The sequence below is a fragment of the Nocardia jejuensis NBRC 103114 genome, assembly GCF_001613145.1.
Lineage (GTDB): Bacteria > Actinomycetota > Actinomycetes > Mycobacteriales > Mycobacteriaceae > Nocardia > Nocardia jejuensis.
Genome location: NZ_BDBU01000003.1, coordinates 69,587 through 94,255, shown reverse-complemented (window position 1 = coordinate 94,255; position 24,669 = coordinate 69,587). Strand labels below are relative to the sequence as shown.

Annotated in this window: 27 protein-coding genes; 6 read left to right on the top strand and 21 right to left on the bottom strand. The window is 66.8% G+C overall.

The annotated features are described in order from the left end of the window. Window positions 1-77: 77 nt before the first annotated feature. The 5 genes from NJ1_RS03080 to NJ1_RS03060 form a co-directional block, all read right to left on the bottom strand. A complete protein-coding gene (locus NJ1_RS03080; RefSeq protein ID WP_067687203.1) occupies window positions 78-782 on the bottom strand; it encodes an LmeA family phospholipid-binding protein in 705 nt (234 codons plus the stop codon). A gap of 123 nt (window positions 783-905) precedes the next feature. Next, window positions 906-2,519 (bottom strand): hypothetical protein, encoded by a 1,614-nt coding sequence (locus NJ1_RS03075; protein ID WP_067687200.1) that lies wholly within the window; start codon window positions 2,517-2,519, stop codon window positions 906-908. 296 nt (window positions 2,520-2,815) lie between these two features. Continuing rightward, complete coding sequence (locus NJ1_RS03070) at window positions 2,816-4,003, bottom strand: M20 metallopeptidase family protein (RefSeq protein ID WP_067687197.1); 1,188 nt, start codon at window positions 4,001-4,003, stop codon at window positions 2,816-2,818. Between the two features lie 81 nt (window positions 4,004-4,084). Then, window positions 4,085-4,717, bottom strand: a complete 633-nt coding sequence (locus NJ1_RS03065; protein ID WP_067687194.1) for a transglutaminase-like domain-containing protein — start codon at window positions 4,715-4,717, stop codon at window positions 4,085-4,087. 83 nt (window positions 4,718-4,800) lie between these two features. Further along, window positions 4,801-5,352: a CGNR zinc finger domain-containing protein gene (locus NJ1_RS03060; protein ID WP_067687191.1), complete on the bottom strand. Its 552-nt coding sequence runs from the start codon at window positions 5,350-5,352 to the stop codon at window positions 4,801-4,803. Between the two features lie 84 nt (window positions 5,353-5,436). On the opposite strand from NJ1_RS03060, the gene NJ1_RS03055 reads away from it, so the two are divergent. Then, a complete protein-coding gene (locus NJ1_RS03055) occupies window positions 5,437-6,300 on the top strand; it encodes an alpha/beta fold hydrolase (protein WP_067687188.1) in 864 nt (287 codons plus the stop codon). A 46-nt stretch (window positions 6,301-6,346) separates the two neighbouring features. Here the strand turns inward: NJ1_RS03055 and NJ1_RS03050 are convergent, their stop codons facing one another. From NJ1_RS03050 to NJ1_RS03020, 7 genes are all read right to left on the bottom strand, one after another. Continuing rightward, window positions 6,347-7,111, bottom strand: a complete 765-nt coding sequence (locus NJ1_RS03050) for a Clp protease N-terminal domain-containing protein (RefSeq protein WP_067687186.1) — start codon at window positions 7,109-7,111, stop codon at window positions 6,347-6,349. A 113-nt stretch (window positions 7,112-7,224) separates the two neighbouring features. Beyond that, the gene (gene dinB, locus NJ1_RS03045; protein WP_067687182.1) at window positions 7,225-8,451 is read right to left on the bottom strand and encodes a DNA polymerase IV; all 1,227 of its coding nucleotides are present in this window, start codon (window positions 8,449-8,451) and stop codon (window positions 7,225-7,227) included. Window positions 8,452-8,479: 28 nt separating this feature from the next. Continuing rightward, window positions 8,480-9,721 (bottom strand): FAD-dependent monooxygenase, encoded by a 1,242-nt coding sequence (locus NJ1_RS03040; protein ID WP_067687179.1) that lies wholly within the window; start codon window positions 9,719-9,721, stop codon window positions 8,480-8,482. 126 nt (window positions 9,722-9,847) lie between these two features. Beyond that, on the bottom strand, window positions 9,848-11,416 hold the full coding sequence (locus NJ1_RS03035) for a hypothetical protein (RefSeq protein ID WP_067687176.1): 1,569 nt from the start codon (window positions 11,414-11,416) through the stop codon (window positions 9,848-9,850). A gap of 98 nt (window positions 11,417-11,514) precedes the next feature. After that, window positions 11,515-11,802 carry a putative quinol monooxygenase gene (locus NJ1_RS03030; protein WP_067687173.1) on the bottom strand — a complete coding sequence of 96 codons (288 nt, stop codon included), beginning with the start codon at window positions 11,800-11,802 and terminating at the stop codon, window positions 11,515-11,517. A gap of 128 nt (window positions 11,803-11,930) precedes the next feature. Beyond that, the gene (locus NJ1_RS03025) at window positions 11,931-12,530 is read right to left on the bottom strand and encodes a dihydrofolate reductase family protein (protein ID WP_067687171.1); all 600 of its coding nucleotides are present in this window, start codon (window positions 12,528-12,530) and stop codon (window positions 11,931-11,933) included. Window positions 12,531-12,563: 33 nt separating this feature from the next. Then, complete coding sequence (locus NJ1_RS03020) at window positions 12,564-13,373, bottom strand: metalloregulator ArsR/SmtB family transcription factor (RefSeq protein WP_067687169.1); 810 nt, start codon at window positions 13,371-13,373, stop codon at window positions 12,564-12,566. Window positions 13,374-13,511: 138 nt separating this feature from the next. Between NJ1_RS03020 and NJ1_RS03015 the strand changes: the two genes are divergently transcribed. After that, window positions 13,512-13,949: a hypothetical protein gene (locus NJ1_RS03015; protein WP_067687168.1), complete on the top strand. Its 438-nt coding sequence runs from the start codon at window positions 13,512-13,514 to the stop codon at window positions 13,947-13,949. A 129-nt stretch (window positions 13,950-14,078) separates the two neighbouring features. Here NJ1_RS03015 and NJ1_RS03010 read toward each other — a convergent pair whose 3' ends face one another. From NJ1_RS03010 to NJ1_RS03000, 3 genes are all read right to left on the bottom strand, one after another. Next, a complete protein-coding gene (locus NJ1_RS03010; protein WP_067687353.1) occupies window positions 14,079-14,522 on the bottom strand; it encodes an SRPBCC family protein in 444 nt (147 codons plus the stop codon). 77 nt (window positions 14,523-14,599) lie between these two features. Further along, complete coding sequence (locus tag NJ1_RS03005) at window positions 14,600-14,953, bottom strand: ArsR/SmtB family transcription factor (protein ID WP_067687166.1); 354 nt, start codon at window positions 14,951-14,953, stop codon at window positions 14,600-14,602. Further along, entirely contained in the window at window positions 14,950-15,411 is a 462-nt protein-coding gene (locus tag NJ1_RS03000) for an SRPBCC family protein (protein WP_067687351.1), read from the bottom strand. The genes NJ1_RS03005 and NJ1_RS03000 overlap by 4 nt, the downstream gene beginning before the upstream one ends. Window positions 15,412-15,661: 250 nt before the next feature. Between NJ1_RS03000 and NJ1_RS02995 the strand changes: the two genes are divergently transcribed. Next, window positions 15,662-16,648 (top strand): DUF1353 domain-containing protein, encoded by a 987-nt coding sequence (locus tag NJ1_RS02995; protein ID WP_067687164.1) that lies wholly within the window; start codon window positions 15,662-15,664, stop codon window positions 16,646-16,648. Between the two features lie 15 nt (window positions 16,649-16,663). Here NJ1_RS02995 and NJ1_RS02990 read toward each other — a convergent pair whose 3' ends face one another. After that, a complete protein-coding gene (locus tag NJ1_RS02990) occupies window positions 16,664-17,497 on the bottom strand; it encodes a helix-turn-helix transcriptional regulator (protein ID WP_067687161.1) in 834 nt (277 codons plus the stop codon). Window positions 17,498-17,623: 126 nt separating this feature from the next. Between NJ1_RS02990 and NJ1_RS02985 the strand changes: the two genes are divergently transcribed. Then, window positions 17,624-18,325, top strand: coding sequence for an SDR family NAD(P)-dependent oxidoreductase (locus NJ1_RS02985; RefSeq protein WP_067687158.1), 702 nt, complete (start codon window positions 17,624-17,626; stop codon window positions 18,323-18,325). Between the two features lie 236 nt (window positions 18,326-18,561). Here NJ1_RS02985 and NJ1_RS02980 read toward each other — a convergent pair whose 3' ends face one another. Then, complete coding sequence (locus NJ1_RS02980; protein ID WP_067687155.1) at window positions 18,562-19,416, bottom strand: DUF11 domain-containing protein; 855 nt, start codon at window positions 19,414-19,416, stop codon at window positions 18,562-18,564. A 598-nt stretch (window positions 19,417-20,014) separates the two neighbouring features. Here NJ1_RS02980 and NJ1_RS02975 point away from each other — a divergent pair. Continuing rightward, a complete protein-coding gene (locus NJ1_RS02975) occupies window positions 20,015-20,947 on the top strand; it encodes a coiled-coil domain-containing protein (RefSeq protein ID WP_067687152.1) in 933 nt (310 codons plus the stop codon). 13 nt (window positions 20,948-20,960) lie between these two features. On the opposite strand, the gene NJ1_RS02970 is transcribed toward NJ1_RS02975, so the two are convergent. After that, window positions 20,961-21,608, bottom strand: a complete 648-nt coding sequence (locus NJ1_RS02970) for a pentapeptide repeat-containing protein (protein ID WP_067687149.1) — start codon at window positions 21,606-21,608, stop codon at window positions 20,961-20,963. 228 nt (window positions 21,609-21,836) lie between these two features. On the opposite strand from NJ1_RS02970, the gene NJ1_RS02965 reads away from it, so the two are divergent. Then, the gene (locus tag NJ1_RS02965) at window positions 21,837-22,649 is read left to right on the top strand and encodes an SAM-dependent methyltransferase (protein ID WP_067687147.1); all 813 of its coding nucleotides are present in this window, start codon (window positions 21,837-21,839) and stop codon (window positions 22,647-22,649) included. 61 nt (window positions 22,650-22,710) lie between these two features. Here NJ1_RS02965 and NJ1_RS37755 read toward each other — a convergent pair whose 3' ends face one another. From NJ1_RS37755 to NJ1_RS02955, 3 genes are read right to left on the bottom strand one after another with little or no spacing between them, the layout of a single operon-like run. Then, on the bottom strand, window positions 22,711-22,983 hold the full coding sequence (locus NJ1_RS37755) for a DUF4913 domain-containing protein (RefSeq protein WP_245717187.1): 273 nt from the start codon (window positions 22,981-22,983) through the stop codon (window positions 22,711-22,713). A gap of 45 nt (window positions 22,984-23,028) precedes the next feature. Further along, window positions 23,029-23,637 carry a GNAT family N-acetyltransferase gene (locus tag NJ1_RS02960; RefSeq protein WP_067687349.1) on the bottom strand — a complete coding sequence of 203 codons (609 nt, stop codon included), beginning with the start codon at window positions 23,635-23,637 and terminating at the stop codon, window positions 23,029-23,031. 5 nt (window positions 23,638-23,642) lie between these two features. Continuing rightward, complete coding sequence (locus NJ1_RS02955) at window positions 23,643-24,596, bottom strand: MBL fold metallo-hydrolase (RefSeq protein ID WP_067687143.1); 954 nt, start codon at window positions 24,594-24,596, stop codon at window positions 23,643-23,645. Window positions 24,597-24,669 lie beyond the last annotated feature (73 nt).

The following is a 24,669-nucleotide window of genomic DNA, read 5'->3' as shown; positions in this document are numbered from 1 at the left end:
CACGACCGGGTGTCCTTGTCACAGCCCGCGCCAGAGTGGGGGTGTCGATGACAGTGTGCCGATCACGCACTCTCCCTTCACTTCGGGAGGTCGTCGAAATGGACGTCGTGGGCTACGGCGGTGACCTCGAGGCCGTCGGCGGTCGGGTGGATGGCGGTGAGTTTCGCACCGACCGGGAGTTGCTCGAGGGGCACGCTGAAGGCGAGGGTGCTGCGAAGCAGGGCCAGGGAGATGGTGGGTCCGCCGCCTGCGGCTTGGATCGAGACCGGGGTGATCTCGAAACCGGTGTCGGAGGGAGCGACGGTCACCGTGACCGTGGCGGGGACGGGCACCGGGATGCCCTCTATGTCGAACGTTCCGGTAACGCGAAGTCCGTCGGGACTGTTGGTGATCGACTCGACTCCCGATGGGGCGAACGGCTTCACCGCGTCGTAGGGAACGAGTGCGGTGGCCGTCGCGGTCGAGGCGACGAGACTGGATGTGCGGTTGTCGAGCAGCTCGCTCAGCGGCGCGGAGACGTCGGTCAGGGTGATGTCGAGGTCCCGGACGGAGATGTTCTGTTCGGTCCAGTCGCCGATTCGAATATGGATGTCGCGATACCTGCCGTCGACGGCCTGGGTCAGGAACGGGAATCCACGGATATCGACCTCGGGTTGACGTGGGAGGTTGTATTCCTCGGCGATCTGTCGGCCGATCTCGTTCTGCGCCATCGCGACTACTACCCGGTCGCCCGCGATCAGTGCGATCGCCAGTACGACGAGGAGTATCAGAAATACGCGCATGCGCTCACCTGCTCGGTCATCTCACCATCATGCTGTGAAATACCGCCGAGTGCCGACGCCGACTCGCTGACCACCGCCGCGGGTGAAACCCCGGCGGGCTGCCGGGGTTTCACGGTGTCGTGGTCAGCGCGGTGGCTTCGGCTTCTCGCCACCGGGTTTGCTCGTGCTGAAAGTCGGAGTGACCGCGATCGAACTGCCACTCTGCTGCGTTCCGCCGTACCAGGCCGTCGATGTCTGGCCCGATTGATCGACAGCGACTCCGTAGAAAGCGTTCTTGGGCGTCTTCGGCGAATCCTGCTTCCACCATGCCGCGGTGACCTGCGGAATCACTTTGTCGCCGACATTGGTGTTGTAGTCGAATATGTATCCGAGCCACCAGGTATTGCCACCGGTGTCCACGGCGGTGGTCAGCTTCACGATTTCATTGCCCGGTTGCGCGTAGGCGGTTACTTTTCCCGCGCCGTCGCCGGTCAACTTGAACATGTCCGGAGCGACCGTGGCTGTCCATTCCAGTGTCGCTTGTGAATTGGCCCAGACGAGGCTGAAGTCGTCGGACGCGGCGATCGGCGCGGTGAAGGAGATGTCGTCGAGACCGAGAATCACTTTGCCCGGATAGGACTGCTGTCCCGCCGGTGGCTGACTGCTGCTCTTCACGGTGGTGATCACGAGCTGCATCGTGGCGCCGGCGGTCCAGTTGGAGTTCTTCGACAGTGTCAGTGTCAATTTGCCGTCGTTGTCGGCGAACGTCCAGCCCGGATAGTTGATGTTCATCGCACTCACGTCGGCATCGGAGAAGTACGACGGCATGTTGATCGTCATGGTCGCGCCCGAACTCAGCCCGACGTCCTTTCCGGAGGTATTGGTGAGCGTGGCCTCGAGCGTGGCCGTTTCCTTCACGGCGATCGTGCCGACCTGGGTTGCCTTGTTCACGACACTGAGCGTCGCGCGTTTGGGTCTGTCCCACGCGGTTTGGTTCGCGGCGAACAGGGCCACCACGCCGTTCGTGCCCTCCTCGCGGCGGATCGGGATGCCGATCCCCAGCGGGAACTGCAGGGACACGCCACTGAACTCGAAGTCCTTGGTGCCTTCCGCGCGCTGTTTGATGTACATGAACCGAATGAACACGGCCAGAACGTATTTGGTGGGGATGTACAGATCCAGAAGCCACCCGCCGATGGCTCCCGAGACCGGTTTGTCGACCCAGAAGCTCAGTTCGAGACCGGCGCTCACCGACAGCCCGCCTTTGACCGACCCGCCCTTCCAGACGCGTCCGTGTACCTGGGCCTCGTCCTTGAAGTCGAAGACGACGTCGGCGCCGGCGAGCAGGCCGATCACGGCGCTCACTCCGGCCGAGACGCCGATGCCGAAGCCCCGAAGCCCCTGCGGCGCGGTGGTACCGAGCTCGAAGTCGCCGGTGCGCAGGATGTCCGAGGCGAGATTCACGCTGAGCGGATGATTCGGCACCCCGCTTTCGAACGATCCCTCGAGCGCCTTGACGTAGGCGACGCCGTCCGGACTGTCCAGGAAGTTCAGGACGTCGCGGACGGCGCCGTCCAGCAGCGCCTGGTTTTTGCGATAGAAGCCCGCGGACGCCTGCACGAGTTCCACATTGGTCGGAGTGCGACCGGGGAACAGTTCGCCGGTGTCGGCCGGAGGGATTCCTTGCTTGTCCAGAGCGGTAGCTCTGGACAAGGCGTCTTTGAATGCCTCATCGAGAATATGAGAAGAAGCGGACATGGGTGTTCCTCACTGCGAGTTAATCATCGACCCGGAGACCGGCGCATGCACTGCGCATAAGGTCATCCGCGTCCGGGGCCCGGCGGTTCTCCCCATCGGGCGGAGCGGCATCGACGACGCTCCGTCCCCCCAACCCTTACCCGGTAATCCCGGAAATCATGCTACTACCGGGCATGGCGAATAGCGGCCCATTTGCGTCGAATTCATAAGCGCCGTGGGCTATTTGGAATGATTCTTGAAAGTCAATCCATCCGACCGGTTTCGACTTATCGCATTTCTTCGAAAAGAAATTCGTATCAGCACATTGCCAATCGCTGGATGGCGAGATCCGCGTACAGGGCAGCGCCGGACGCCAGCACCGATTCGTCGAACGTCACGAGCGGGGAGTGGTTGGTGGGCGCGGATTCCGGGTCGACCCCGTTCGGGGCCGCGCCGAGCAGCAGCATCGCGCCCGGCACATTGTCCAGGACGCGGGAGAAGTCCTCGGACGCGGAAAGCGGGTGGGGAGCCCACTGGAAACGATCCTCGCCCAGCAGTTCCGTCGCTGTGGCAGCGGCGAATTCGGCCTCGCGCGGATCGTTGACGGTGACGGGATACAGGTCCGTGTAATCGATATCGACGTCCAGGCCGTGAGCCTCGGCGATACCTCGCAGCGTGCGATGGATGCCGTTCTTGATCTGCGTGTGCGACTGCCTGGAATACGAGCGAACGGTCGCCTCGAACTGAACCTCGTCGGGAATGACGTTGTGCTGCGTGCCGCCGTGTATCGACCCGACGGTGATCACCACCGGATCGTGGATATCGACGGTGCGGGTCACGAGAGTCTGCAGGGCCAGGATCATTTCGCAGGTCGCCGGAACCGGATCGAGCGCGCGGTGTGGCGTGGAGCCGTGTCCGCCCGCGCCGCGCACGGTGACGCACAGCGTGTCGGAGGCTGCCAGCATCGGCCCGCGCCGCGTCACGACGGTCCCGGCCGGCAGCATGCTGACCACATGCAGCGCATATCCCGCGACCACCCGCGAACCCGCGGCCTCGAGCACACCTTCGGAGACCATGTGGCTCGCGCCGTCATAGCCCTCCTCGCCCGGCTGGAACATGAAAACCACGTCCCCGCCGAGCTTGTCGGCATGCGCGCTGAGCAGGCGCGCCGCACCGATCAGCATGGTGGTGTGCAGATCGTGTCCGCACGCGTGCATGCGATCGGTCTGGGCCGCGAAGTCCAGGCCCGTGCGTTCGGCGACCGGCAGCGCGTCCATATCCGCGCGCAGCAGCACCGCCGGGCCCGGCTGCGCGCCGCGCAGCACGCCGATCACCGAGGACAGCGATCCACCCAGCGCGATCTCCAGACCCAAGCCCTCGACCGCGTCGAGCACCTTCTCCTGTGTGCGTGGCAGCTGCAGCCCGAGTTCCGGCTCGAGGTGCAGCCGGCGGCGCAGCTGGACCAGGTCGCCCTGCAGGGCGGCGGCGTCATCGCGGATCGACATGGGTGGGCTCCTCGGTGAGGGTTTCAGCGAGCGGCATCCACTAAGGATGCTCACGGATGACGCCTGGAGTACGCGAATCGATCAAGCGTTGCCGTTCCGGTTTGCGGGCCGGTCGATCCGAGTCAGTTCCGATGGCAATCCGTTGTCGTATATAGAGAGTATGTCCGTTGTGCGCCGGAGGGTGTCGACGACCACCCGTGCGGGAACGAGATGCAGGTCCGGGTAGTCGATCTCACCCAGTCGAGGGTCGATCGGGAAGGCGAGTCGCTCGGCCCCGAGGGAGAACTCCGCGGAGATATCCGAACGGTTGCCACGGGGATCCTGACGCCGCCATACCCCGTCCAGATCCACCGCAACCAGACCGTGCAGCACGTGCCGATCGCCATGGGACAGACGCTGATAACACAGCGCCGTAGGGATGCCCTGCCCGCGCAGAATCGCCGCGAGCAGATGAGATTTCGCGTAGCAGAGCCCGACCCGATGCTCGAGCACCTCGCTCGCCCGCAGCGTGACTCGCGGATCCTGAGCGTCGTAGGAGTGCGCGACCTCGTCGCGCACCCACTCGAATGCCCTTCGGGTGAAGTCGATGTCATCACTCGAGCGCGATCGAAGCTGCTCCCCGAGCGCGCGCACGGCAGGATGATCGACCTCTACGATGTCATCCCCGGCGAGGTACGCCGACGACTCGACCGCAGATCTGGGCATGAACGACATACCCGAACTTTAGTGCCGCCGAGCCGGATTCCGGAGCACCGAAGCCGCGGAGGGCCGCCGCGCCCGCGCCGATGGCCGGTCGGTCAGTCCCTGTGGCTCTGGTAGTAGCGCGCGACGCGGACCCTGTTGCCGCAGAGGGCGGGGGAGCACCAGCGGCGTCTGGCGGTGGCGGGCAGGAACAGCTGGCGGCACAGCGGCCCCTCGCACTGACGGATCCTGAGGACGGCGGGGTCGGCCAGGAGAAGTACTGCGGCTTCGGATAATTCGGCGAGCAGGTTCTCGGTCGGCGAGCCGTCGCGGTGAACGGTTGTCGTGATGCCGGAACCGGTCCAGCCCGGGACCCGGTACGCGGGCGCGGCGCGCTGCGCGGACACGAACGCGTCGAGTGCGGCGGCCGGGGGACGCTCGCCCCGGCGGACCCGCTGGACGGCGGTGGCGACGTGGCCGCGCAGCGCGTGGACCGCCTCGAGGGACACGGCGCCTTCGGGGATCGAGAGCCGTCCGTCCTCGGCCGTGATCCAGGCGCGCAGCGCCTCCGGTGAATGCAGTAGATCCGTGTCGCCGTGCGCGCCCGACACCACCGTGTTGATCAAGTCCAGTGGCAGTGGTTCGCCGAGCAAGCCTGTCCAAGTCACGCACTAATGCTAACAGATGGACTTGACGCATTAGATGACCATGGGTTAGAACTAACGCATAGATGTCGAAGAAAGGCATGTGAGATGAGTGCGTTGAATCTGCCCCGCGTGGCCCACCGGTTCGTCGACGTCGACGGCGTGCGCGTGTTCTATCGCGAGGCCGGGCCCGTCGATGCGCCCACTCTGCTTCTGCTGCACGGGTTCCCGTCGTCCTCGAACCAGTACCGGCGGCTGATCGACGCGCTGGGCCGGGACTACCGCGTCATCGCGCCGGACTACCCCGGCTTCGGCTTCACCGAAGCCCCACAGAATTTCGTGTACTCGTTCGACCGGCTCGCCGATGTCGTCGAGGGATTCGTCGAGGCGATCGGGCTGAACGGATTCGTGCTGTACGCCTTCGATTTCGGTGGCCCGGTCGGCTTCCGCGTCGCGCAGCGTCATCCGGAATGGATTCGAGGGCTGGTGATTCAGAACGCGAACGCCTACCTCGAAGGCCTGTCCGACCTCGCCCTGTCCGTCGTGGCCAACCAGCCCGGCGTCGAAGGGGCCGAGGAGAACGTGCGCGGAATCATGGTCCTGCCGGTGACCCGGGGCCAATACGAGGGCGGCACAACCGATGCCACGCTGGTCGACCCCACCGGCTGGACCCTCGATCAGCACTTCCTGGACCAGCCCGCACGGCTCGACGCCCAGATCGCGCTCGCGCTGGACTACCACTCGAATGTGGAGCTCTATCCCGAATGGCAGCGCTGGCTGCGCGAGAATCAGCCGCCGACCCTGATCGTGTGGGGCCGGCACGACGCGTTCTTCCCGGAACCGGGTGCGCACGCCTATCTTCAGGACCTTCCGAAGGCCGATGTCCACATCTTCGACACCGGGCACTTCGCGCTAGAAGAACACGTGTACGACATTGCCCCGCTGATCGCCGATTTCCTCGACGACCTCTGAGATTCCCTGGACAACCGCTGACTCGCCCGCCGAGCCGCTGCCCTGGTCAGTGGCTCGGCGGCCGCCCGTGTCCCTCGTGCAGCAGCCGGGCGAGAACATCGACTTCGACTCGTAGCTGCAGGATTTCGTTCAGCGCGCTCCGGAGCCGGGCGCGTGCCCGCGATTCGTCGAAGCCCGCGACCACATCGGCCACGGCCCGCTTCTCCGCTTCCCGCACCCGGGCGGCCTGGTCGAAATCCCCGGCGTCGACCGCGTCGCCCTTCTCGATCCGAAGGCGCTCGACCCGCTCGAGCACATCGAGCAGATCGTCCGGGAGCTTGCTCGGGAAGCGATCGACAACGTTCGCCCGACCGGCATGTTCTGCGCACCCGTAGCACTGCCGGCGCAGCACCTTGTCCAGCGCCTCGTCGATGCCCGCGGAGGTGATGCCGTGCTCGGTCAGCACCGCCGCGGCGGGCGAATCACCTACCACCAGGGCGGTCAGCAGATGATCGGTGCCGAACGGCGGCACCGGATTGTCGTTCCACACCGGTTCGATCAGCTGCCAGGCATCGGCCGTCGGCGGATGTTCCGCCGCGACCGCCGCCGGCCTGATCGATTCCGCGATCCGATGTCGCACACTCGAGGTGTCGATGCGCAACTGCGCCAGGATGTCCGGCGCGATACCGGGGGTCTCGTCATCGGTGAGACGCAGCAGCACATGCGCCGGCTCGAGGCGCTCGGCGCCCAGCGAGGCGGCGTAGTCGATGGCTGACTCCAGAACCGCCCGTGCAGCCGTCGTGAACAAACGTGCGTCGATCGGGTCCGTCATGACCCCAGTGTCGCGCGGTTTACCGGGTCGCGCCGTTCCTGCGGGTGAGGAGGTCGGGAAGGTCGGACTCGTCCGAGAGTCCCGCCGAAACGGCCGGCACCCGGCGATACCGGTCAGTCGGGCAGGATCGGAACCGACAGGCCCTCACCGCGTCCCAGCAGTGCCGCGCGGGTGACGGTTCCCGCGCCGAAGCGGTCGCGCAGCGCGTCCAGCGTCGAGTCGAGCGTCGATTCCGCGCGATGTTCGAGCGGCAGCGACAACTGCATGGTGTCGGCATGATCCAGGTTGGTCAGTGACAGTCCGATCAGTGTCAGACCACGCTCGCGGATCATCGGCTGGGCGGCGGTGAGCAGCGTGCGCGCGGCATGCAGGACGACGTCGCCGCGGTCGGTGGCCTGGATCAGGGTGTGCGATCGGGTGGCCCGGGTGAAGTCGTCGAATCGCATGCGCAGCACGACGGTTCGGCAGACCCGCCCGGCGGCGCGCAGTCGATGGCCCAGTCGATCGGAGAGCCCGTGCAGGTACGCCTCGATCTCACCGTCGGTCCGGGTGCGACGGCCCAGGGCGCGCTGTGCGCCGATCGACTTTCGCCGTCGCGCGGTATCCACGCGCCGTGGATCTCGGGCCCAGGACAAGGCGTGCAGGTGGCGTCCCGACGCCGGGCCCAACGCCGCGGCGAGCGGGCCCTCACCGAGTTCGGCCAGCTGCCCGACCTTGGTGATCCCGCGCTCGTGCAGTTCCCGGGCGGTGACCGCGCCGACGCCCCACAGTCGTTCCACCGGAAGCGGATGCAGGAATTCCAGCTCCCCGTCGATCGGAACCTCCAGCAGCCCATCGGGTTTGGAGACCGCACTGGCCACCTTGGCGAGGAACTTGGTGCGGGCCACGCCCACCGAGATCGGCAGGCCCACCTCCTCGCGCACCCGGACCCGCAGCCGCTGCGCGATGTCCACCGGTGTGCCCGCGATCCGCCACAGCCCGCCCACATCCAGGAACGCCTCGTCGATCGAGATCCCCTCGACCTCCGGTGTGGTGTCCCGGAAGATCGCGAACACCGCCTTGCTGGCCTGCGAATAGGCCGACATGCGCGGTGGCACGACGATCGCGTGCGGGCACAGTCGCAGCGCCTGCGGCAGGTTCATGGGGGTCCGCACGCCGAACGCCTTGGCCTCGTAGCTGGCGGCGAGCACCACCCCGCCACCCACGAGCACCGGCTTGCCCCGCAGCCGCGGGTTGTCGCGCTGCTCCACCGAGGCGTAGAAGGAGTCCAGGTCAGCATGGAGAATGGCCGCCCGTTCGGGGCGGCCTCGGCTGCTCTCACCGGACTCGGACACGAACATATGTTCGCATGGAACGGCTCGGTCGTCCTCACTCCACCCCGAATGACGCTCCGGCCGGGGCATCGAGTCCGGGCACGGCGTACCGCGGGATGTCCATGGAGTTGTACAGCCGCGCGCTCTTGGTCGTCAGCCGAAGCAGCGCGCGCCGAGGTCCGGCGGGCAGCGCGGAAATCAGCTGGGCGCCCCGAGCCAATCCGGTCACGCCGAGCCGGGAGGTCGGGATGAGGGTTTTCGCGGCACTGTGCGCGACCGCCCGGCTGCCGCGCACGTGATCCGCCATCGCGCGCTCGTAGGCGGGAAACGCACGCTCGTGATCTCCGCCCGCCCGCGCCAGCTCCCCGGCCAGGATGTACGCGCCGACGACCGCGAGCGTGGTGCTGCCGCCGACCGCCGGGCCCGGGCAGTAGCCCGCATCCCCGACCAGGGTCACGCGGCCCCGCGACCAGGTGTCCATACGGAGCTGTGTGATCGAGTCGAAGTAGAACGCGGGCGTGCGGCTCAGTTCGTCGAGCCAGCGGTCCACCTCGACGTCCATACCGTCGAACGCGGTGCGCAGCAACTGTTTCTGACGGGGGATGTCGCGGTGGTGGCACTCGAGTTCTCGCGGGCTCCGGAACAGCAACAGCGCTCGTGCGTCACCGAGGCGCGCCGAGCCGTACATCCCCGCGGTGCGGCCGACGCCGACATGGATCCGGAGTTCGCCGTCGCGCGCGACGCTCTCGGGCAGGGTCAGCACCCCGAGGTAGGCCCCGATGAATTCGGACGAACCGGCATTCTCCCCGAAGGCGAGACGGCGAACGTTCGAGTGCACACCGTCCGCGCCGACGACGAGATCGAAGCGCCGCGGCGCCGCCTTCTCGAACCGCACCCCACCCTCGGGGGAGATCGCGGTGATCGAATCGCCGAAAAGGTACTCGACATCGTTCCGCGCGGCATCGACGTAGATCTCGCTCAGGTCGTCGCGCATGATCTCGGCGTGCCGCGCCGAGGCGGCGTCGAAGATCCTCGAAAGCTCGACCCGCACAGGACGGCCCGCGCCCTCGGGGCAGAGCGTCAACCATCGAGTGCCGGTGACTCGCTGCTCGATCCGCTCGAGCACCCCCATCCGTTCGGAGATATCCATCGCGGGCCGGAACAGGTCCACCGCGTGGCCGCCGGTCTTGCGCGGCGTCGGCGCGCGCTCGACGACCGTGACGGAGAAGCCGTACCGGTGCAGCCAGTACGCCAGCACCGGCCCCGCGATGCTGGCGCCCGAGATGAGAATTCGCATGAAACTGCCTCCTGCACAACGAGATCACCGGACCTGTCGGCCGGCGCCGAATCGGGATCTCCCTCACCTTGCCGGGTGCGTGCGGGACATTTCTTGAACAAATGTTCCGGGTCGTGCGAAGCAGGCTTATGCGTTCACCGCACGATCGGCCGGTGCCGATGTGAGCAGATCCACGATCTGCTCACATTGGGTATGCCCGGCGAGATTCCGCTCCAGGGTGTCGCTGTAGAACTCCTGGATCCAGGCCGTGGCGCTCGACTGCTGCCAGAGCACGCCGCCCCGGAGGCATTGCACGACCGTCTTGTTCTTGACCAGGGTCGCCAGGACTCCACAGCGGTCGAGAACCGAGAGGCCGTACGGGGACGCGAAGATCGCACGCAGGGCATGGTCGTCGGTCAGAGCCAGTTGGGTGATCGCCTTCTTGCGATTCTTGAGCACCGTGTCCGAGATGCCGAAGATCTCGCCGTGGTGATCGATATAGGCGCGCAGGTCGGCGACGTCCTCGGTGAGGCGATCCCGGCCGGCGGCGGTGGCGAACTTTCGCAGGGCCGCGAAGACGGTGGGGGAGGGGCTGATCCGCAGGGCCGCCGTGCGGTAGGCCGTGAGTGCGGCATCGGCGCCGTCCCGATCGGCGAGGGCGTCGCAGGCCTTTTCGAGATCGCCGAGGTACTGCGCGGCGAGAGCGTACAGAAGGTCCGGGTCGCTCGCGAGTGACGAATTCGCCACGGCCGTACGGAGACTCGTGTGGGCGGCCTTGACGCCGTCGTGCTGGGCGTTCCAGACGAAGCCGCCGTTGCTGTCGAAGGTCGCCGCCGCCGACACCCAGAACGAGGCCTGATGCAGCACGGGCAGACCGGCCGCGTGCCGGCGCAGTTCGGCCAGCGCTTGCTCGGGCTCACCGGACGAGGACAGTCGCCGGGCTACCATCAGCACCCGGAGTCCCTCGATCGCATCGGATTCGGTGATCCGGTCGTATCGCAGCGGCCACGCGGGAAACCCGAGCAGCGGGTTCCGTCGGGCCGCGGTGAGTGGTGCACCGATCCGAGGCTCCGCACATCCCAGCCATGCCGCGCAGAGGTCGGCTCCGTCGGATTCGGCGTCGGTGAGCAGCTGCGCGATCGGTCGATCGCCGAGATCGGGGTGCCGGTAGAGGTGGACGCGAACCTCCTGCTCCGCCGGATATCGCTGCGGCGCAGGAGATTCGGTGGGCGCCGCGATCGGAGCGAGACCGGCGTAGAGCTGCCGGTCGCGCGCGGGGTCCACCGCCTTCCATCGGTCGTACCGCCCGGGGCGGTGGTGGACACCCTTGCGGGCGAGTTGCCCGGACCGCGGCTCTCGCTTGGCCTCCGAAAGCGCTCGGCGCACAGCGGAAACGTCCGGGATTTCATCGGAGTGCGGGAAAACCAATTCCGTCGCGGTGACATCCACCGTCCGGCCGTCGATGCCCCGCAGCACGATTCGATCGTCGCCGATGTCCTCAAGGAATCCGCCCAGCGCGACCGAGCCGCCCACCTCGTCCGCCCAGTCACCGACCACGGTGGCGCGCAATGTGGTTCGCCAGACCGGGTCCTGCCACACCTGCCGCAGCAGCGCCACCGGAACGGGGCAACACCCATCGGTCCAGCGATCGACTCGGCGGCGCACCTGCAGTTCGTGATCGGACAGCCATTCGGCAAGCGTGAGATCGGGAGTCACCGGGCCGATGCTAACGGGACCGACCGACCGACTGGGATTCGAGCCGGTACCGGACGCCGGTCGCTCGGCCGCGGGTGCGCGGCCGAGCGGCGTGGTCGTCAGACGGCGTCGAAATACTCGATCTTGGGTGCACCGGCCAGCAGCGGGGCCATCAGCTTGCCCGCCGCGCGGAAGTGGTCGGACTTGCCGTGTGCTTCCAGAGCCGCACCGTCGGAATAGGTTTCGAAGAACCGGTACTCGTTCGGATCGCTCTTGGCGCGCACCAGCTGGTAGGACAGGTTGCCGGGCTCGTTCGCGCGGATCTGCTCGATGAGGTCGGCCACGACGGACTCGAATTCCGCCCCGCTGCCGTCCTTGACGTGCACCTCGGCGATTACTGCGATCACTGGCATCTCCTTCGATGGCTTTGCGCGGTATCGGTGCCGGGGAGTCGATACCCGGCACCGACGATCAGGCTAGCGCGCGGGCGAATCGGCCGGGTTGTCCGCTTCGGCCGATGCCCGGTCCGGACCGCTCAGCGCACGCGGTCGTAGATCAGAGCCATCTCGCCGAGTTCGCCGGTCTCCTGGTGCGTGAGCGTCCAGCTCGATGCGGGCAGGCCGTCCTCGAAGAGGCGCCGGCCGCCGCCGGTGATCTCGGGGCAGACGATGAGGTAGAGGCGATCGACCAGGTCCGCGGCGAGCAGGGGCTTGAGAACGCTCGGGCTGGTGTTGACCAGAATGTCCCCGCCGTCGGTGCCCTTGAGTTCGGTGATGGCCTCGACGGTGGGTGCGTTCACCATGCGGGTGCGCTCCCACGGCGCATCGGTCACCGTGGTGGAGAAGACCACCTTCTCGGTGTCGACCAGCCACTTGGCGTAGCCGCGATCGCGCGGGTCGGCGTTCTCGTCCGTGGCGACGGTGGACCAGTAGCCCAGGAATCCCTCGGCATTGCCGCGGCCGAGGACCGCGGTCGTCGCGTTCTCCCAGATCTTGTTCATGTGATCGCGGGCGACGTCGGTGCCCGCGTAGCGCACGATCGCGCCCAGGTCCCCGGGACCGGCCGGGCCGTTGTAGTGGCCGTCGAGGGAGATGCTGATGTTCGCGGTGACCTTGCGTCCGGTGGAGGTGCTCATGATCGTGATTCCTTGTCTGCGTAGAGGTTCGAACTAGTGGATGTGCGATGAGGTGTCGATGATTCGGGTGAGGTTGTCCAGCACCTGTCCCCAGCCGATCTCGATTCCGGCGATGAAGGGGACGGCCTCGGGGGTCGTTTCGGTGATGGTCAGGTCCAGCCGCATCCGGGTGCCCTCCGGGACTGCGGTCAGGGTCAGGTCGTAGCGGCCGGTGAACGAGACCGCGCCGGTCGCGTCCAATACCGACAGGTCGAACACGAGGTGCTCGGGCTGCTTCGCGGTACGGACCTGCCCGGTGGAGCGGTAGCGCCGCCCGTCGGCGTCGCGGTAGTCCAGGACTGCGCGGCCGCCGGCCTTCGGCTCGATGACGCAGTCGGTGATCGTCATCGAGGTTGGCGCCCACCAGGTTTCGAGCAGTGTGGAGTCCGTCCAGTAGTGCCAGACGGTCTCGGGCCGCACGGCGACCAGCCGCTCGAAGGAGAAGGTGCGACCGTCCGCCCAGCGGTCCGCGGCCGCGTGAGCGGAATCGGACTCGATGGAGGCACGGTAGCGCGTGAGGGCGTCGCGCTCCGCCGAGTGACTCTCGGCGGAGTCGACCAACTGCTGGAGTCGATGGGCGAACCGCAGTAGGGGTTCGCACTCGATCGCGTAGACCCGCCGCTGCCCGAGCGGAAAGACCGTCACGAGCCCGGCCTTGGCGAGGGTTTGCAGGTGCTTGGTGGTCTGCGGCTGCCGGAGGCCGGTCAGCTCGGCCAGTTCACCGACCGACCGCGGCCGTTCGGCCAGGAGTTGGACGATGTGCCACCGCGCGCCGTCTCCGAGTGCTGAAGCGATCCCGTCCATGGATAGAAGTATTCACTATGGAGAATATTCCTGTCAAGGAATACACAAGAGTGGATTCGGCCACGCTGCCGTGGCCCCTCGACGCGGTCGGCGGCGACGGCCCCCGACTCCGCCGCCCACGTGCGATCATCTGTCGGTATGGGTGCATTGCGTATCGGGTGGCGAGGGGCATCGGCGCTGTCGCTACTGATCGCGGCCGGATGCGGTGGGCAGCAGAGCGATCCGCCGCCCACCACGACATCTCAGGACCTCGGCGTGCAGTTCACGCTCTCGCGAGGTAGCAGCGCGCGGCTCGACGACGGACGGCTCGGCATACTCTTTCGCGACGTGACACAGGACAGCCGGTGCCCGGAGGATGTCGATTGCGTGTGGGCCGGGGATGCGGCGGTCGCGGTATCGGTGACGATCTCGGACAGGGCGTCGGAGTACGAACTTCACTCCAGCTCGCAGTTCGCCACGTCGGTGACCGTGGACGGCTATCGGATTCAGCTCGTCACACTGACACCGGGGCGGCGCTCGACGGGAAGCATCGAGCCGGGCGCGTATCGCGCGGAGCTGCTCGCGACACGAATCTGACCGACCGACAGCGGGTTTCGGTTTCGAGTATGTACCTGGAAGGCCTTACGCACGGCAACGCCGGGGCATCCGACGGTCGGTGCCGTCGAGGTGCCCCGGCGTTCGCCGCTCCGGGAAGAGGGTGAGCCGTCAGTTCCAGGTGTCGATCTTCACGTCACGCGGATCCGGTGCGCCGGTGCCGGTCTCGACCAGCGACTTGAGGCTCAGCAGGAACACCGCCCACTTGGTGCTGCAGTGATGCATGAAGTCGACCGGCTCCTTCCAGCCCAGGTGCCTGAACATGACGGTGGTGTACTCGTCCTCGACCGCGAGCGCCCACTCGACGTGCGTGCCGATCCATTCCTCGGGGCCGTCCACGACCTCCCAGAGCACACGCTTGTCCGCGTCGAGCTCGACCACCTTCATATCGATGCCGCCGGGGCCGAAGCGGAACTGGACCACCCCGCCGATATCGTCGCCCTTGCCGGTGGTGTCGCTCGCCCACCAGCCCGACAGTCCCTCGACGCTGGTCAGCGCCGAATACACTTCGGCCGCAGGTGATTTGATGGCCACGCGGTGCAGGATGTCAACCATGTCGAACTTCTTTCCATGCTGGATGTACGTCATCTGATTCATTGCCGTGCCGATGCGGGAAGGTCCCGCACTCCGATTCACTGCTGCGTGTCGCGCTGCTGTGCGGCTCGCTGAATGGTCTCGGCGATCCGCTTGATCCGGCGCAGCCTGGCATCCCACTCGGAGCCCACCGCCGCCAATTGCGCTACCGCGCGGGCCAATTGCGCCTCGTCCACCCGGTACCTGCGCTCCCGCCCGGCAGGCGCGGAATGCACGAGACCGACACGGTCCAGTACGCCGAGGTGTTTGGCGATGGCCTGCCGCGTGACGGGCAGTCGCTCGCTGAGACCGGTGGCCGTGCCGTCGCCCTCGGCCAGCAGCAGGTCGAGCATGCGCCGACGGGTCGGATCGCCGATGGCCGACCACAGATCGTCGTCGACGAGGGCGGTCATGGCGTCGACACCAACTTCGCGATGTACTCGCCGAGGCGGGGGATGAAGGTGTCCCATCCGGAGACATGATCGTTGTACTGCTCCTCCAATGTGGCCACTTCCCAGCCCATTTCGCGGAAACCCGACTCCACCATGCGGATCTTCGTTCCCGAGCCGGACGGTGTGAGCTCGAAGGTGACCAGCATGGACTCGACCGCGTCGTCGACCTTGCCGTCGGGGTAGCACCAGCGGAACGAGAACAGCCGCGGCGGTTCCGCGGCAACTACCTGCATGGCCAGCACATCGACCCGATCACCCCAGACGAATTCGCCGACCGCGCCGGGCTTCACCTCGTACGAGGCGTCGTCCGTCCACCATTCGGAGATGTGCTCGGGGCTGCTGACCACGTCGAATACCACCTCGGGAGGCGCGTCGACGTGGATCTCCCGCTCGATGCTCCCGAATTCCCGACTCGTCATACCGACCTCCATATGCAACGTTTGGTTGCGTATGACGCTAGTCCCGATTTCCTGGTCGCGCAACCTTTGGTTGCTAAAAGGTGGGTTCGGGCCGGATCCGCACCCAGCGCGGCGCTATCGCCGGACTCGACAGCGAATTCCCGTGTGCGATGAATCCCTGGACACGATGAACACCGGACATAAGGGACGTGACCGTATCGGCATCACACGGCACCCCGTTCGTACTGCGTGTTCCTGGCATGCTGAGTGGATGAGGCTCAAGGTCGAGCAGAACGGCGGATCGTTCCACGATGGCGGCAAGGCGCCCGCCGACGTGGCGGCCGATGGGATCTCGCCCGAAGCCGTGGTGGTGAACAGCGAGCCCGCGCCGCCCGCGCCTCCGGCAGCCGCACCGACCCCGGTCGTGCCGCCCCCCGATCTCACCATCTCCCTGGAACGGCTCTACGACGCTGCCAGTGGGACAGAGGAATTCCGGCTCCTGCGCCGGATCGGATACCTCGACGACGCACCGGGAATCGGCGTCGGCGAAATCCTGGTTCCCGCCGACCTCGAGCACTGGACGACCGACCTCACCTCGGTCCCGGCCTTCCTGACCTGGTTGGTACCCAAGACCGGAGCACACCTGCCCGCCGCGATCCTGCACGACGGGTTGGTGCTCAACAAGGACGAACCGGCCAGCTACATCGCCGAGCGCGAGATCCATCGCGACGAGGCCGACCGCATCTTCCGCGACGCCATGGCCAAGACCGGCACCGGCCTCATTCGCCGCTGGCTCGTCTGGTCCGCCGTCACCGTCGCCACCATGCACGAGGCGCGCCAGGTCGACTGGACCCCACTTCAGAAGTGGCACTACCGAATCGCGCTCTGGGGCACCTTGATTCTGATCCTCGTGCTCGGCATCCTGGGCACCCTGGATCTCTTCGGCGTCCCGGGTGTTCCCGGCCTGCCGTGGATGGGGGACAACCCCGTGCAAGCAGTGATCGGAGGTCTCTCCGGCGCCGTCGTGATCCCCCTGATCCTCGGCACCACCTGGGGCAAGTTCCGCATCGCCGGCTGGATCCTCGGCCCGCTCGTGGCCCTCGTCATCCCGGCGATCCTGCCGATCATTCTCGTGGGCTGGCTGTACGTCGGCGTGGAGGCATTGCACACCTGGAGCCCGCGCCTGGCCAGGGCGCTGGCCCTGCTGGCCGTAACCGTGGCCTCGTGCACCTTCGCGATCTCCTGGTACATCGCCTGACGCGGAGCCGGGAGTTCAACGATCCTGGTTCGGCTGGTCGAGGAGCAGGGCCAGGCGGGTCGCATCCGGACTGCCGGTCTCGGCGGTGTCGATCATGATTCGCAGGTCGCAGCCCGCCACTGTCAGCACGGCACAGTCCAGGGAGATCTCACCGACGACCGGGTGGTCGATGATCTTCGAGGTGGTGTCGAACCCCGCTATCGCGCCCGATTCCCATAGTGCGTCGAACGCGGGGCTGTCGGTGCGCAGATCGCCGATGAGGCGGCGGAGCCGGCCGTCGTCCGGATAGCGGGCCTGCGCGGCGCGCAGGTCGGAGACGAGGGCGGTCTCGAGGGCCGCCAGATCCTCCGGTGCGTAGCGGGCCGCGGAGCCCGGTGCGACGAAGTGCCGCCACACCCGATTGCGTTCGTTCCCGCGCCAGGTCTCGGTGTCGCCCAGCAGGACCATACATGCCGAATTCGCTTGCAGCAGTGTCCATGACGCGTCGAAGACGGCGACCGGGATGCCGACCAGCCTGTCCAGCATGCGTTGCACGGCGGCGGGAATGTCGACCGGAACGGTCCCCGGCTCCGGTGGCGCGAGTCCGGCCAGTCGATACAGATGCGCGCGTTCGTCGACGGACAGACCCAGCGCGCGGGCGAGCGACTCGACCACCGGAGGTGACGGATTGGACGCGCGGCCCTGTTCGAGCCGGGTGACATAGTCGACCGAGATACCGGCACGAAGCGCCAGCTCTTCGCGCCGCAGTCCGGGCGCGCGTCGCACCCCGCCCGCGGAATACCGAGCGGTGTCGGGCGGCGTCTGATCCCGCCAGCGCCGGACCGCAATGCCGAACTCCGCTGTCCCCATATCGATCATTGTCGCCAATGTCCGGTCCGGAACCGGGACCGGGTGGATATCGGCCAGCCTGGTATCGACAGTCCCAGGATGCCGGGACGACTGGTTGTATCGACCGTGCGGCACGAATCTGAAGCTATGACAACGACCCTCATCACCGGTGCGAACAAGGGCCTCGGGTTCGAAACGGCTCGCCGCCTCATCGAGGCCGGGCACACCGTGTACGTCGGGAGCCGCGACCCGGAACGCGGCCGGATCGCGGCCGCGCGAGTGGGTGCGCGCGCGGTGACCCTCGACGTCACCGACGACACATCGGTCGAGGCCGCCGCGAAACTCATCGAGGCGGATGGCGGCCTGGATGTGCTGATCAACAACGCGGGCATCGATGTCGAGGGGAACGGCTCCCTCGACATCGCCGACATCACCGCCGACATGATGCGAGAAGTCTTCGACACCAATGTCTTCGGTGTGGTCCGAGTGCTGCACGCCTTTCTCCCACTGCTTCGCCGATCGACCGCGCCGGTCGTGGTGAACGTCAGCAGTTCCCTCGCCTCGCTGACGCGCAGCACCACGCCCGGCACCCCCGCCTTCACCTACCCCGGCCTCACCTATCCGACATCGAAGACCGCGGTCAACCGACTCACCGTCCAATATGCGAAAGCGCTTCCCGGCTTCCGAATCAACGCGGTCGAACCCGGTTACACCGCAACCGATCTCAACGCCCACGCGGGTACACAGACGGTCGAGCAGGGAGCCGAGATCATCGTCCGCATGGCCCGGATAGCAGCCGATGGACCGACCGGCGGCTACTTCGACGCCGAAGGACCATTGCCCTGGTAGGGATTCGAGCTCCCGAGGCCCGACTTCCCATCACGTGACGTTTGTAGCCGCTGGTGTCCGTATGTCGCTGTCTCGCAATGATTTCGAAACCAACCGACTCGCACGTCGTGCGATGGGGCTCACGGTGTTGTGTCACAGCGCATCTGGGGCCCCCGCACACGAAAGCGCGGTCGGTGCGGCTTCGAGGAGCCGCACCGACCGCGCTGTGTGAGATCCCGCGGATCGCGGGGTTCGGGTCAGGGCTTGGGGAAGCAGTTGGCCGGGGGCGCGAAGCCCTGGTTGGCGACATTGTCGCCGAGCAGGACGGTCACCTTGGCCTCGACGGGGTTCTGGCCGGGTGCGGTGATCTTGACGGTGAAGGACTCGGTCTTCTGCTGGGCGGTGGCGGTGCAGGTGGCGGTCCAGGCGATCTTCTGGCCGTTGTCGATGATCGAGAAGGCGACGTAGCCCTTCTTGGGCTCGGCACTGGTCACCGTGTCGATCTTGGGGGTCACGCCGGCGGGGGCGTCGACCAGATCGGAGATCGGGGTCTCGGCGCGGCCGAAGGTGTTCACCGAGGCGCGATCCTCCTTGGCGGTGAGCTTCGCGCCCTGTCCGGTGCCCGCGGTGGTTGTCGTGAGGGTGTTCGACGCGGCGGTGGTGTCGAACGCGCCGTTCGTCGCGAAGCCCTTGACCACGGCCTCGCTGGAGATAGCGGTCTTGTCCGGGGTCTGGCCGTTCACCATGACGGTCAGGGTGGCCGAGCCGCTCTTGGCCTTGGTGATCTCGCCCAGGTTGAACACGACCTTCTGCGTGCCCTGCTGGGTGCCGCCGGACTGGTAGACCGTGCTGTTCGGAATGGTCACTTCGGCAACGACATCGGAGAACGTGTCGTTGCCGCCGGTGCTCACGGTCAGGGTGCACGCCACTTCGTCACCGGGGAACAGGCTGCCGGGAGTCTGCACATCGCGGCACTCGTACTTGGAGGTCGGACCGGCCACGGCGTACGCCGGAGCTGTGCCGAGCTGCAGGGCGCCGGCGGCGAGGGCGAATGCGGAAACGGCCATGACGGTGCGCTTCAGGGCGGGCTGCTTCAGGGCGGAACTGGTCATTGTCTTCACCTTTCTGGTGGGTGGATCAGCCCCGGCTGACTGCGGTTCGGATCACCCTTGCTTGTGTCTGCACCCAGATTCGGTGGTGTGACTCTGCATCCACCAACGAGCCACTAACGGCCACGAATCGGTTCGTGCAGGGGACCGCTGCCCGGTCTGTGCGATGCGATTTCGCTGGTTCTCGCGAGAACGCACAAAGGTTCGAGGGGTGCCCACTTTTCGATGGGTTGCGTTGGTATTCAGTAACGTTGGCGGCAACGTAACGAAACGTATTAGATCCGCAGGTCAAATGACGGAGTTCGCGATCCTGACACCCGATAACGTTCACTTATCGGAGGTCAGGTCGGAACGGGATCGATTGAGGCGGAATGGCTTTCGTTTCGTGTTGTTGCGTTGGAAACGACGAAACCAACGCTACGATTTGCGGGTGTCGAGCATCTGTAACTACCCGGGCTGCGTCAAACCGATCACTCGAGGCGGAGGGCCGGGACGGCCGTCGGAATACTGTGAACACCCGGACCACACGCGCTGGAGGGCGTGGCGGGAGCGGCAGCGATTGCAGCAGGCGGAAACCGAGACCCCGGCGACGAACGTCACTGTGACGCAACAGGGTCCGGTCACCGTGGCCCGATTACGGGCGGATGAGCTGCTACTGCAGTTCCGCGGACTGGCCGATCAGTTGGGGAACACGCTGACCGCGGCGGTCGCGGAGTTGTCCACGCTGGCCGATCCGTCGGTGGCAGAAGCGCAGGTGCAGGCGGTACAGGCGGATGCGGGACGCCGGATCGGGGAGGCCGAGATGGCCTCGGTCGCCGCGGAACAGCAACGCCGGGAGGCCGACGAGGCCAGGGTGGCAGCGGAATCCGCCGCCGAGGATGCCGCCGCGGCCGCGGAGAACGCCGAGGCCCGGATCGCCGAGGCGTCCACCGCGCGGGACGATGCGCTGCGCGAAATGGAGCGGGCCACCACGCAGGCCGCCGATGAGGTGTTCGCGGCGCGTGCCGAGGCGGAGGCGGATATCAGGACCATCCGCAGGGAGTGCGCCGAGGAGATCGCCACCGCTCGCCAGCAGGCGACCGAAGAGATCGAGCTGGCCCGGTCCAAGGCTGTCGCGGAGGTGGAGCAGGTGTGGCGCGATGCCGCACAGCGGATCACCGCCGCCGGCGCGGAGCGGGATCTGGCGGTGCAGCGGGCCGCGGACAGCGAGCGGGCCATCGACCGTGCCGAACAGGCTGTGGCCGAACGCAATCAGGTGGTCGCCGAGACCCGGGACGAGCTCAAGCGGGTGCGAGCGGAGCTGGACGCGGCGCGGTCGGAACTCACCGAGGTGCGCCGCCAAGCCGCCGCCGACATCGGCGAGGTGCGGCGCGAGTCCGTGGCCGCTCTCGAAAAAGCGCGGATCGAGACCAGCGAACGGCTCGCAACCCTGGATGACGCCCGGGCCCAGACGCTGGCGCGTGCCGAGCGCGCCGAGAAGCAGCTCGACGAACTGCTCACCCGGCGTGGTGCGGATCCGGTGGCCTCGAGCTGAGCGAACCGGGGATTCAGTTGTCGCGCACCAGGATTCCTGCCGCCTGGGCGAAGGCCGGGGCCAGGTCCAGCAGCTGATTGGTGTTGATGGTCGCCCCGCGCAGCGCGTCCAGGCCGTTCGCGATATCGAGGTAGCCGGCGCTGCGCAGGTCGACCTCCTCGAGCTTGGCCTTGCTCAGCGCGAGCCGCTCGAGGGTGGTGCCGGGGAAGCCGACCCGGCGCAGCTTCGCCTCACCGAAGTCGACATCGCGCAGTACACAGTCCACGAACTGCACATCCTGCAGGGACGAGTTGCGGAAGTTGACCGACTCGAACTTGCAGCCCTCGAAGCGGACTCGGCGCAATCCCGCGCCGACCGTTTCGGTTCCCGACAGCGCGGAATCGATGAGTTCCACGTCCTGCCAAGTGCTCTGGCCGAGATTCGTACCCACCCAGCGGACCCCGCGCATCCACACATCGGTGAACCTTGCGTAGCGGAAGCTGCCCTGGGTAACGGTTACCTCGGTGAGTGCGGACTCGTTGAAACGCGTGCCGCGCGCATCCGAGTCGACGATCTGAGCCCCGGTGACGTGCACGGTGTCGTAGTCGGCGTCCGATTCCAGCTCGCCGGCGAACGTTTCGAGGTGACGGGCGAACGGCAGTTCAGCGAGGGTACGGGGCATGGCAGTCAGCTTAGCGAGCGGCCCCGACACCCTTGTCCGTCTCCCGATCTGGCCGAAAAGAGAGGTCTTCGACCGGGGTGATTGCTGGGCAGAAACCGGTATTGTCATGGGAAAGACCGCTCCGCGCGGACCGCCGATCTGGAATGATCTCCGATCGAGGTCCCGCCGGTTGGCGGGCTGGCCGTGCGATCCTCAACCACTGGTGCACGGAAGGGTAAGGGGTGACAGTTGAATATCAACGCCATGCGAGCACGGCAATCCCGGCCGAGTGTGGCACGCGTCTACAGTTACGTTCTCGGCGGGCGCGACAACTACGGTGTCGACAAGGATCTCGGTGATTACTTCACTCAGGATCTGCCCGGCTCGGAACAGCTCGCAATCACGAATCGAGAGGCCATCCTGAGAGCGGCGCGTGATCTCGCCACCGGGGGCATCCGTCAAGTGATCGATATGGGGTGTGGATTACCCGCCAGCAAGAACGTGCACGAGGTGATCCGCGCGCAGCATCCCGATGCGCGAATCGTGTACGTGGACAACGATCCGTTCGTCGTCGCGCACGGTAAGGCGCTGATGGTGCCCGACGCGAACGTCGCGGTGATCGAGGCGGATGTCCGCGATCCGGCGGCGATCAGTGAGCATCCGGAAGTCAAGCAGCTCATCGACTTCGACGAGCCGGTCGGCATCCTGTTCGGCATCACGCTGAGCTTCCTGAACGACGACGAGGACCCTTCGGGAGTGGTCAAGTATTGGACCAACCTGATGCCGGCCAACAGCAAGGTCTACATCTCGTCCTTCCGGACCGGTCGCACCCGCGAGGCAGCAGCCACCTCGCAGAAGATCCTCGAGGCGTTCGGTCGCGGCCGGTTCCGCACCGACGATGAGATCCTCTCCTGCTTCGGCGACCTGGAATTGCTGGACAATCGCCTGTTGCCCTGCGCCCAGTGGCATTGGGACGACGAGCTCGACGGACCCCGCGATCACGGTCGCACCCTGAGCGTCTGGGAAGAGCTCGTCGTATCGGGGCTCGCCCGCAAGTCCTGAGAGGCCGGCGTGACCGCCGGGTGAAAGTCGCTGTATCCCAAAGGAATCGGGATTCCGACGCTCACCCGGCGGTGTGCTGGACGTGCTGCGTCACTCCGACTGTCCCGCAGGCGTATCTCGCTCGGGCGACAGGAGCGGGAGAGGCGCCAGCTGATTCGAATGGCCGCCCGATACGGAGCAGAATTTGAACGTCCCATCCGGGTTTCCACCATTGAGGGCACCAGACGTAACCGGATCCCTCGCTCACATCGCGGCGGTACACCAGGCTCAGGTAGTTCTCGACGAATTCTGTGACGTCGTCGTAGAGACGTGAACCAGCATCAGTCCCAGGCATAGTCCCATTGAACGCCCGGGGTGTGACACTGTGAGCGGCGGTGAATCAGCGGGGCGCCCGCCACATCGGCCACAGCAGGGGCCCGCCGTCGGTGGCGTCGAGTTCGCCCGTGACCTCGAAGCCGAATCGCTCGTAGTACGGGACGTTCTCGGGTTTGCTGGACTCGAGGTAGGCCGGGATTCCTTCGGCGTCGCACCGATTCAGGCGCGAGTCGAGCAGAGCCCGGCCGTGGCCGAGGCCGCGAGTGCTGGGATCCGTGCCGATGATGGCCAGATACCAGTGCGGCTCACTCGGGTGATGGAGCTCCATGCGGTCGGCCATCCGTCCCACGGTCACGACACGACCGCGCAGGGCCCTCGCCATGGCGGGAAGCATGCGGATGGTCTGGGAGTTCGAGGTGTGCCACTCGCCGGGCGGCGCCCAGACCGCCCCGCCGACGATCGCGCCACGGTCGTCCTGCGCCACCTCGACGCCGCCCGATTCGAAGAAGTGGTGCCGAATCAGAGCACCGAAGAGGATCCCCGCCCGCTGCGCGCGGACGGCGTCGTCGGGAATCGACCAGGCCATGATGGGGTCGTCGGCGAAGGCCCTGCCCAGTACGCGGGCCAGGCCCGGAATATCGGAGGCCAGGGCCGGTCGAACGGTGACATCCATGTCCATCACGGTACGGGGTGCACGGTCTCCACGGTGGGACGGAATCGGACGGCCGCGGAGTGGTCGTGGGTGGGCACGATGGTGACCAGGTGCCGCGCCAGGTGCAGGCGATGCAGGGTCCGGAACGTCTTGTCGCGGTCCTCGTCCGCGAAACCGCCTGGGAAGCTGGACTTCTGGCGGACGCCCTCGATCTGGAGGTTGTGCCAGGCGGCGTCGCCGGCCAGCAGCACCCAGCCGTTCTCGGTGTGCGCGAGGATTCCGACGCTGCCCGGGGTGTGCCCCGCCAGGTCCACCAGCACGATGCTGCCGTCACCGAACAGATCGTGACTGCGGGTGAAGGTGAGGATCGGCGGGCCGTCGAGCTCGTAGTCGATCAGCGGCCGGTCCACCAGCGCGTCCCGCACGCCACCGACCGGCGCGACCTCACCGTGCGAGATCCACCGGTGCTCGACGCCGTGCAGGTGCACGGGCAGGCCCGGCATGTCCAGCAGACCGCACACGTGATCCCAGTGCGCGTGGGTGGGGAGGGCGAAATCCGCTGTGGGCAAGGCTGGTTCGCGTTGCAGCGCGGTGATGGTCGCGAGGGTGTCCGCCGGTGGCCGCACCACACCGCGCAGGACGGCGGGCAGTTGCGCGATGGCCCGCTCCTCGGCATCGAGGCAGACTGCGGGGTCGACCAGGAAGGTCGCGCGCGGATGCTGCACCACGAACGTGTTGAGCGAGTTGTCGACGCGTCGAGGTGTGAACGTTCCCTCGACCACCGCCGCCGTCGGCACCGATCGTGGCGCCTGCTCGAGCGTGGTGATCTTCACCGTGGCGCGCGCCGTCGGCAGCCCCGCATCGGTGATGGACCGCAGCAGGCGCTCGTCCCGTCGTCGCGGCCGGACCGCGCCGATCAGCAAACCCGCTGCCGCCCCGCAGCATTCGATGACGCTCGGCTGACGCACCTGATCCGACATGACCTGTACTCCGTTCCCGTTCCCGCTTCGACGGACCTGCCTTCCGTCGTGATCGAGGAAACGGTAATACTTA